Source organism: Myxococcus qinghaiensis (assembly GCF_024198215.1).
Taxonomy (GTDB): Bacteria; Myxococcota; Myxococcia; order Myxococcales; family Myxococcaceae; genus Myxococcus; species Myxococcus qinghaiensis.
The window spans coordinates 61,403-71,230 of record NZ_JAKCFA010000038.1; the positions used below are offsets into that span (position 1 = coordinate 61,403).

Genomic DNA, 9,828 nt, shown 5'->3' on the forward strand with positions numbered 1-9,828 from the left:
TTCCCAGCCTCACGGGTTTCATTCAAGGCGCGGAGTGCCAAGGCTTCCTCGGCCCATCCGACTACAAGCACAAACTTCGTTTCACGTTGATTGCTTGAGTTTCAGTTTCAGGGGTGGCAGACGGGCGCGAACACCCAGGGCGGTCGCCGGAAGAGCGAAACAACCCGTGCCTCCGTCCTCACTGACACGGGGCCGAGACGATGCGTGGAAACCTGAAGCAAGCCTGGCTGTGGATGCTGCCGGTGGCCTTCCTGAGCGCCTGTGGTGGCGCTCCCGAGGCCATGCTCGAAGACGGGACGCTGGAGGAAGGCGCGCACGCGCTCATCTCCGCGCCGCCGATTCCTCCCAGCGGCAACATCGCTGACAGCACCACGCTCAAGGGGCCGCTGACCATTGGCGGCGCGGTGGCGGGCTATCCGACCACCTTCCCGGGATACTTCGGCTACACGCTCCAGGCGAACGCGGGCGCGCAGCTCGCGCTGGAGGTGACGCACCTGGGCAGCTCCATGTACCTGGACACCGGGCTGTTCCTCTACGGCCCGAAGGACGCCAACGGCAGCTACGGCGCCACCCTGCACGCGCAGGATGACGACTCCGGCTACGGCACGCTGAGCAAGCTGGGCCTGGTGACGATTCCGAAGACGGGCGAGTACCTGGTGGTGGTGGGCTTCGTGAACGCGGTGGACAAGCAGTTCCGCCTCCAGGCGTCGTGCATCGGCGGCACCTGTCTGCCCAATCCGCAGCCGGCGCCCGCGGGCTCCCCGCTCACCTTCGTGGAGCAGCCGCTCACCGCGCGTCTCCAGTACGCGCTCGACACGGCCAACACCGCGCGCGAGGAGATGGTGTCGTACGTGCGCCGGCTCGACTACCAGTGGCAGTACTCAGGTGAGGCCACGCTCAACCAGGCCACCGCGGCGGTGCTCGCCCAGAGCCGCTACAGCGGCTACCGCGGTGACCCGACTCCGGCGGTGTTGACGCTGACGGAGATGAGCAACGAGATGTTCCTGCAGTTCAAGCCGCTGCTGCCCGTCATGCTGGAGACGTACAGCAACGGCACGGAGACGGTGCAGGTGAAGCGCTACTACCGCACGTTCTCCACGGGCCCCAACGGAGACAACTGGCGATGGCTGTACGTCATCCTCCTGCCCCAGTCGTACAAAGTCCTGGTGTACGAGCAGACGGCCCACGAAATCTGAGGGCCCGGGCTGGCGGCCCGTCGAGCGCCAGCCCTTCGCTTCTCCCTGACTTCGGGGCGGGGCCAGCCTTCCGCCAGCTCGCTTCCTGGCGGGCTCGCGGCTCCCCGGGAGTCCCGGGGATGCACAGCCTCATGTGTGGATGCCGTGCTCCCGGAACAGCGAGCAGGCACCCCCACCCTGTCGGCTCGTCGAGGGTGAGAACGGCCGGGGGCACCGTGCGGGGACCAGGCGCCAGCGAGACGCAGAGCGAATCCATCGAGGACATCTCCCCGGAGCAGTCGCGCTTCTTCCTGGAGACGATGGTCGCGGGGGCGCCCGTGGGACTGGCCTTCGTGGACCTGGAGCTGCGCTTCATCCACATCAACGACGCGCTCGCGGAGATGAACGGCCTGCCACGCGAGGCCCACCTGGGCCGCCAGGTCCGCGACGTGGTGCCGGACCTGTGGCCCTTCATCGAGCCGCACTATCGCCAGGTCATCGACCGGGGGCAGCCGGTGCGCAATCTGGAGATTGTCGGCGCCACCGCCAAGCAGGCCGGCGTCCCCCGCAACTTCCTCGTCAACTACTACCCCGTGCGGGACGCGGGCGGCGCGCTGCAGGGCGTGGGCATCACCGTGGTGGAGACCACGGACCAGAAGCGCGCGAACCAGGCCATCCGGTTGAACGAGCAGCGCTACCGCTCGCTCGTGGAGGCCACCGCGCAGACGGTGTGGACCACCGATGCGCGGGGCGGCATCACCGAACCCGCGCCGCGCTGGATGGCCTTCACGGGCCAGTCGCTCGGGGCCCACCTGGGCCTGGGCTGGCTGGATGTCATCCACCCCGCGGACCGGGGACGCTTCCTGAAGGAGTGGGCCGCCGCGCTGGAGATGCGGGAGCCATATCGAGGGGAGCTTCGGCTGCAGTTCCACGACGGCACCTGGCGCGACGTCATCGTGCGCGGCGTGCCGGTGTTCGAGGAGGACGGGCTGGTGCGCGAGTGGATGTCCACCGCGGAGGACGTCAGCGAGCGCAAGCAGGCGGAGCAGGAGCTGCGCCACACGACGAGGGCGCTCGCGGCGAGCGAAGAGCGCTACCGGACCTTCGTCGCCCAGAGCACGGAGGGCATCTGGCGTCTGGAGATGGACCCGCCGCTCGACACGCGCATGCCGGAGGAGGCGCTCGTCGAGGCCATGGCCAATACGGGGCGCATCGCCGAAGCCAATGACGTCATGGCGCGAATGACCGGCTATGAGTCGGCCCGCCACATGGTGGGGCGCACCCTGCGCCAGCTCGTCACGAGCATTGGAGACACGGTCGGGGCCTCCATCCGCGACTTCGTCCGCGCCGGCTTCCGGGTGCAGGATTTGGAGACGCGGCTGGTGGACCGTGACGGCGCCACGAGGATACGGCTGGCCAACCTCTTCGGCGTGGTGGAGGACGGCTGGCTCCTCCGGGTGTGGGGCACGCAGCGGGATGTGACGGAGCAGGCGCAGGCGAAGGAGGCCCTGGAGCAGAGCCGGGAGCAGGCGCGACAGCAGGAGCACCAGCTGCGCACCATCACCGACGCGCTCCCCGCCCTGGTGGCCTACCTGGACCCGGAGGAGCGCTACCTCTTCTGCAACCGCGCCTTCGAGACCTGGTTCGGCCAGCGGCCCAGTGACGTGGTGGGCCGGACAGTCCGAGAGGTCGGCGGGGAGATGCTCTATCCGCTCTTCAGGGACTGGGTGCGCAGGGCGCTGGCGGGGGAGCGCGTCAGCTACGAGACGGCGCTCGCGCTGGATGACGGCCGACACCTCCACGTCCAATCCACCTATGTCCCGAGCGCGGACGCCCAGGGCCGCATCCAGGGCTGCGTCGTGCTCGTCAACGACATCACCGACCGCAAGCGGACGGAGGCGGAGGTGGAGGCGCAGCGCGCGCGGCTCTACGACATCCTGATGAACGCCCCGGCCTCCATCGCCATCCTGTCCGGGCCCGAGCAGGTGTTCAGCATCGTCAATCCCGTCTACAAGCGGATGTCGCACGGCAGGGACCTGGTGGGCCAGTCACTGCGCGAGCTCTCGGTGGGGAACGAGAAGGGGCGCGTCTATTCCCAGGCGCTCGAGGAGGTCTATCAGACAGGCAAGCCGACGCGGCTCACGGAGATGCCGTTGCTGCTGGGGCTCGAGGGCACGGCCATGGAGCAGCGCTACTTCAACATCATCTACCAACCCCTGCGCGACGCGCGCGGGCAGGTGGACTCGGTGATGTCCTTCGCGCTGGATGTGACACAGCAGGTCCAGGCCCGTCATCAGGCGGAGGAGCTGGCCGCGCACCTGGGGAGCCAGCAGAAGTGGCTGGAGTCGGTGCTGGACCTTAGCCCCATCGCGCTGCTGTTGATGGAGCCTCACAGTGGCAAGGTGCTCTTCGCCAATCAGGCGGCGCATCAGCTCTTCGGCGGCCAGTTCCCGCTGGGAATCCCGGTGGAGCGGTACGACAGCTTCTTCCAGGTCATCGGCCCCGAGGGGGCCGCGATTCCCAACGAGGAGACTCCGGGGGCGCGGGCGGCGCGGGGAGAGACCTTGCGGCGGACGCCGCTGACCTTGCGGGTGGCCCCAGGGGTGGTGAGAGAGTTCCTGGTGGACTCGGAGCAGCTGCCCGCCATGCATGGGCATCCAGCCACCGTGGTGCTGGCGCTCCAGGACGTGACGCAGTTGAAGGATATCGAAGTGCGGCTCCAGGAGGCGGTGCGGCTGCGCGACGAGTTCCTCACGGTGGCGTCGCATGAGCTGAAGACGCCGCTCACGCCGCTTCAAATCAAGCTCCAGGGGCTCGCGCGGGAGGCCGCGGCGCCCACGTCGGACGAGCACCTGCGGGAGAGCGTGCTGCGTGCGTCGGAGAGCACGTCGCTGCAGGTGCGCAAGCTCGCCGCGCTCATCAATGACCTGCTGGACGTCACGCAGCTCACGGGCGCGCCGCTGCCGTTGGAGTTGGGGCGGGTGGACCTGGCGGCCGTGGCTCGCGAGGTGGCGGACCAGCTTCGCTCGCAGGCGGCGCAGGCGGACTGCGTGCTGGAGGTCCAGGCGCCGGTGCCGGTGATGGGCTGGTGGGACGCGCGGAGGCTGGAGCAGGTGGTGCGGGGGCTGGTGTCCAATGCCATCAAGTATGGACCCGGCAAGCCCGTGCGCATCCGGGTGGAGGAGCGGGATGGCCGAGGACGGCTGACGGTGCGCGACGAGGGCATCGGCATCGCCCCCGAGGACCTGGGCCGCATCTTCGAGAAGTTCGGACGGGCGGTGTCTTCTCGGAACTATGGAGGGCTGGGATTGGGGCTCTTCATCAGTCGCAGGGTCGTCGAGGCCCACCAGGGCACCATCCGCGCGGAGAGCCAGCGCGGGCATGGGGCCACGTTCGTCGTCGAATTGCCTCTCACGGGGCCGGAGCCGGTGACGCCGCCGTCCATCCACTGACGGGTGGCCCTCCGGTCATGAGAAAGTTTGCAGCATCTCTCGTCGCTGCAGGCCAGGATGATAGACTTTACGGCCCATGCGAACGCTTCATTCCTTCTGGCTTTCGTTGTTCGCCGTGTCCTGGCTGGGCTGCTCCAGCGTCACCCAGCACACCGCGCAAGAGGCGTGGGCTGCGGCGGAGGTAGAATGCGACGCCGCCCAAGAAGACCAGTGCGTCGCCCTTCTGTGCGTGGAAGACGCCTGCGGCTTCTACCGGTGCGAGGACATCCCCGGAGACTTTGAGCTTGCGCGATTCCCTCCCGGGCGTCCGCCCGCGGCGGCTGCGGCACCGGGCAGTGGCCCTCGGCGCAATTGGGGGGTGGCACAGAAGCTCCCGCCTGGCTCCATCATGACGTTCCCCAACTGGAACGGCGCCCCTTCGAAGGTGATTCCACCTTCACATCAGCTCACGCGGGGCCGCTGGGAAAAGCACCACATCTTCCCTCAGTCAGAGGATCTGGCGCTGTGGTTCGAGCGCCAGGGGGTAAAGATTCATGACTACACCATGCCCATCCCCCTTGTCGTACATCGGCGGATACACGATGGCACAGGCCGAGGTGGCGCCTGGAACGATGCCTGGCGGGACTTCATGAATGACAGGCCGCTCGCCTCACCTGCGGAGATTTTCAGGCATGCCGGAGAGCTGATTCACCGATTCGACCTAATAGGTGGACCCATTCAGCCCTACTATTCACGGCCAGGAGCGTAGGTACGCATGAGTCGTTTCTATTGGGTCAATGAAGACAAGAGCGTCAGGGCGAAGCACGGAGGATACGTCGACGCGAGGCACACCTGGGGTCTCCCCGGCTTGCACTGTCACGAGTGCGGCGCCACCTGGAGCGCTGTGGGCCACGACTACCCATCCGTTGACCTCTCGGTTCTTCCAGAGCACACCGAGTTCGTCACCCCGAGACCCGAACCGATGACGGAGTTCATTCGTCTTCGTGAGTTGGTACGACCCTACGTGCCAGAGGGTACCGCGCTCCCTCCTGGAACGAACTTCGGCCCATTGACCGGACGTGCCGTCGGAAATTTCGGGGCCATCGCGTGGCTAGGAACAAGACTGCTTTCGCGCGCTGACGCGCTGGATCGACTACAAGCGGAAGGAGTGCGCGGACTGCTGGGATGCCGCACTGCATTTCGATTCCGGCAGAAGAACCCGCCAGAGCTGCTCGAACTCCAGATTGAGCCGCGGGGCAATCTGCACCCGGACTGCATTCCGACAGACGTTCCTCCTCGGTGTCCGACCTGTGGACGTCACGGCTTCGGACGTCCAGACGACCCCATCCTGGCTGCTGCATCCCTGCCCTCGGAACTCGATCTGTTCCGAGTGGGTAACTTCGCCACGATGGTGATCGGCACAGAGCGCTTCAAAGACGCAGTGCACCGACTGAGCCTAGAAGGAATCACATTCCACGAGCTGACTGCACGCTAATCCTGCCAAAATCTACGGAAGCCGCTCTGCTCGATAGCATTGCCACACGAAGTCTGCCGTCAACACGCAGACGCACAACCCCAAGGCCTGCTCGACCTACCAAGTGCACTCCACTCAGACCTGGATGCAGAACTGCTCCACCCTGGATTCGTACGCGGACGGGCTCGTCTCGAGGGAACTGGAAGCAACTACATCGAACACCGGGTCACATCCGCCACGAAGGAAAGAGACCTAAACGCGGGACGCACGAACGTCGGCCTAGAGTCCACACAGGCGCAATGCGATACTCTCCATTTCCTTAAGACACAGGCCACACATCACTCCTCAGAAAGCACAGACAAATGAAACCAGGAATTCGCCCCGGCCAACTCCCGCCCTTTCACACGATCGATGAATACGCATTTCAAGACCTATGCCGCGACCTATTTGATGCAGAAGAAGGAATAGCGGCATGCGACGTTTATGGGACACGCGGTCAAGGGCAGCAGGGAATAGACCTCATCGCACGTCGCGCATCACGCGATGGCATTGAGGTCGGGCAATGTAAATGCTACGCACAATTCCAACCTGCCGACATCAGAAAAGCCTCAGAAGACTTCCTGCTCCACAAAAGCACTGGAAATCACAAAACATAAAACGTTTCATCCTATTTGTCGCCTGCTCGCTCGACTCGACGCAGTGTCAATCAGAAATCACCGCCCAGATAAAGAAGTTCAAGAGACTAGGGATCATTTACGAAACATGGCCAGCAGCAAGAATTCGCAACAAATTAAGAGCGCATCCGGAAATAGTCTCAACTTACTTCAGCAATTCCGAGTATTGGCTGCGAGAAATCTGCGGCAGACCGCTCGCATCAATCAACGCGCCAACCAGCAGCAACGCCCCCCTCATCTCCTCCCTCCTAGCCAGCCAATTGGAACAACTCTCCAAAAACATCTCAAACCTCACATCGCGAGATCTTGAGCACGCAAGAAACAAATTAAGACAAGGCTACACAGTCGAAGCAATAGCCTGGGCAGCATCCATCAAGAACGACAACAACTCCTGGCCCGCACTCACACCTGCGATCAGAGCTAGAATCCTCTGCTTCGAAGCCAGTCTAGCTCTTCATGAAGACATTGATCCTCAGAAAGCCCAGGCTCTAATTTCCGAAGCCCAAGCACTTTCTCCCATCGAAGACTACGTACCCATCGAAGCAATGATTGCGCGCATCAATGGGCACGAAGAACATGCGATTACGCTGCTTCACGGCCGAAGCGACCCAGAAAGCCGAGAACTCTATGCCAGCCTCTTGATTGAAACAGGAAGACAACAAGAAGCATGGCCACTGCTCCAGTCAGACGAACTCAAGAACAGCGCAGGAGGGCGGCGCCTAAGAGCATTGGCCTTTATCGCCGACAAGAACATTACCGGCGCCAAACTTGAAATCCAACAAGCTCTCGAACTCGAACCACACTGGGAGAGCAATCGGTACACCGCCGCAATCATCAACTACTACAGCACCCTATCTCCAACCTCGATCCCTTCTCGAATCGATTCATGGCCCGAACCCATCGATCTGAAACTAGTCAGACGCGATGACGAGAGCATCGAAACCATTCGGAAATCAGCGCACACCTTCTCAACACTCGCCGCACAGGCAAATTCGCCCTCGAAACGGCGACGCCTGGAAGCGTGGCAGCTTGCTTGCCTCCTAAACGATCCTGAGCGCCAAGAAGACGCCATTTCCTTTTGCCGGGAAATTCTGGCCACGACCCCGGCTCACGCCTATGCAATTCCTTGGGCAGTAACCCGAAACCTCAACATTGATCTCACCCCATGCGCGGCGGCTCTTGAGCGGCTCACATCGAGCACCCATGCCCAAATTCCTGAGATCCTAGCACTCACAACCATCCACCTCTCAACGAAAAACGCCCAAGGGGCACTTGCCCTCCTCGAGAAAAATCGAGACGCATTTAAAGAACTCAACCAGAAGTCCCTCTGGGCCTATTGGTGGGCGCAATCGCTTATCCTAGACAACAATCCACAAGGCGCCCTCGACTTCATTAGGCAGCAACCAACAAACATGGTGACCGAGGACATCGAACTCCTGGCACTCAAGACACTTAACAACACCCTGGAGGAAACAAGAGATTTGGCTGCCCGCCTTGAGGTGCGATTTAGAGCAACTGGCCAGGCCGAGCACCTTCTTGAAGCGTGCGGACTGATGGCGAGACACCACGAATGGGGCTTCACAGCATCTCGCGCTGAGGAATTAGTCGAAACAATCAAAACAGCGGACAGCCTCCACCTGGCAGTCACCTGCGCATACAACAACAACCAGCCGAACCTCTGCCTAAAACTACTCGATCAGCATCGGAACCTTCTTCCGCAAAAACGACTAACCAGTACGCTTCGACGCATTCGCATTTCCTGTCTCAGCAGATCAGGAGGACTATCGAGTGCACTCCATGAGGCCGAAGAGCTACTTAGGGAAGAGCCATCTCTTGAGAACCGGTGGCGGCTAGCTTCCATTCTATTCGAAACTGGCGATTTCAGACGACTTTCCCTTGTCGCACGAGAGATAGAAGTTGACCCAAATCTTAACGCACCACTCGCGCTTCGTCTCGCACACGTTCTTCACTCAGACGACGCCCAGAGAACCCTCCAGTTATTTCGGCGCGCATTAGAACTCACCATCCCAGACGACATGGTTGGCAGCGCGATATCAATCGCGGCAAAACTTGGAATAGAGACCAACACTGAGGTGCGTCCACTTTTCTCCCGTATGCAGAGTCTTGCCCAATCCGGTCGCGGCGGATTTCAAATGAAGGATGTGCGCGACCTCGTCCTAATCACGACCCAGAATAAAAATCACGCAGCCGACCTTGAAGACTCATATCGCCGTGGCGAGACGCCAATTCACGTCCTCGCGGCAGAAATCAGAGGCTCGCTCGCAACCACATACCGCCTCATGCTTCTCCAAAACGAAGCCAACCCACGGCCACTTCAAAACCCAGCCCTATTAATTCGCCATGGTCGGCGGCCGCAATCCCCAACGCCCATCAACGCACCAAAGTGGCGCGTACGAATGGACGTCACGGCGATGCTTCTCGCAGAACATCTTGAACTCCTAGACGCAGTTGAGCACACATTCAAGCCGATTGAAGTCGCCCCAAGCTTAATGTTGGCACTTCACTCGATGCGTTCCAAAACAACGCACCACCAACCAGCTCGGCTTCACGCTATAGAGACACTCATCTCCATGGTCGATCGAGGAGAAATAAGCGTTGCCCCGCCGAATACAATCCATGAACACCTAGATCCGCTCCTAGCAGAGGAACTGGGTACAGCCTGGGCGAAGACGTACGAATTTACCCGCGCACACAATGGATATCTAGTCGACTACTTGCCCATCCAAAAGCCAACAATCGACCTCGAGCCGGTCAATCTGCCCACCGAAATCTCTGCTCGTCTAGCGAGTTGCTGGTCCATTACCGAGACGCTACGAGAGGCAAACCTCATTTCGAAAAAAGCATACGGCGAGGCCGTCGCCCACCTTGGGCACCTTTCCGAGCCAGACAATGGAATCAAGCCCCCTATCGGATCTTTGCTTTTTATCTGCGTATTCCGGCGATGGTGAGCACCCATTCCAGCTCAAGCCGAGCAGCCGTTCCGGCCATGGCGAGCAGTCGGAGCGTCAGCGACGCTGGGACGTTCTCTCACTTCACCTGCTTGCGAGCCTTCG

6 protein-coding genes are annotated in these 9,828 nt (G+C 61.9%); all 6 read left to right on the forward strand.

The features are described from left to right. Nucleotides 1-200 precede the first annotated feature (200 nt). The 6 genes from LZ199_RS42890 (at nt 201) to LZ199_RS42910 (ending at nt 9,723) form a co-directional block, all read left to right on the forward strand. Nucleotides 201-1,196 carry a hypothetical protein gene (locus LZ199_RS42890; RefSeq protein WP_253999611.1) on the forward strand — a complete coding sequence of 332 codons (996 nt, stop codon included), beginning with the start codon at nt 201-203 and terminating at the stop codon, nt 1,194-1,196. A gap of 215 nt (nt 1,197-1,411) precedes the next feature. Beyond that, nucleotides 1,412-4,627 (forward strand): PAS domain-containing protein, encoded by a 3,216-nt coding sequence (locus tag LZ199_RS42895; protein ID WP_253999612.1) that lies wholly within the window; start codon nt 1,412-1,414, stop codon nt 4,625-4,627. A 76-nt stretch (nt 4,628-4,703) separates the two neighbouring features. Next, nucleotides 4,704-5,375, forward strand: a complete 672-nt coding sequence (gene sitA6, locus LZ199_RS42900; RefSeq protein ID WP_253999613.1) for a SitA6 family polymorphic toxin lipoprotein — start codon at nt 4,704-4,706, stop codon at nt 5,373-5,375. Between the two features lie 6 nt (nt 5,376-5,381). Then, nucleotides 5,382-6,101: a SitI6 family double-CXXCG motif immunity protein gene (gene sitI6 / locus LZ199_RS42905; RefSeq protein WP_253999614.1), complete on the forward strand. Its 720-nt coding sequence runs from the start codon at nt 5,382-5,384 to the stop codon at nt 6,099-6,101. A 341-nt stretch (nt 6,102-6,442) separates the two neighbouring features. After that, nucleotides 6,443-6,736 carry a restriction endonuclease gene (locus LZ199_RS47070; RefSeq protein WP_407667342.1) on the forward strand — a complete coding sequence of 98 codons (294 nt, stop codon included), beginning with the start codon at nt 6,443-6,445 and terminating at the stop codon, nt 6,734-6,736. Beyond that, the gene (locus tag LZ199_RS42910) at nt 6,649-9,723 is read left to right on the forward strand and encodes a tetratricopeptide repeat protein (RefSeq protein WP_253999615.1); all 3,075 of its coding nucleotides are present in this window, start codon (nt 6,649-6,651) and stop codon (nt 9,721-9,723) included. Before LZ199_RS47070 ends, LZ199_RS42910 begins: the two co-directional genes overlap by 88 nt. Nucleotides 9,724-9,828: the final 105 nt, after the last annotated feature.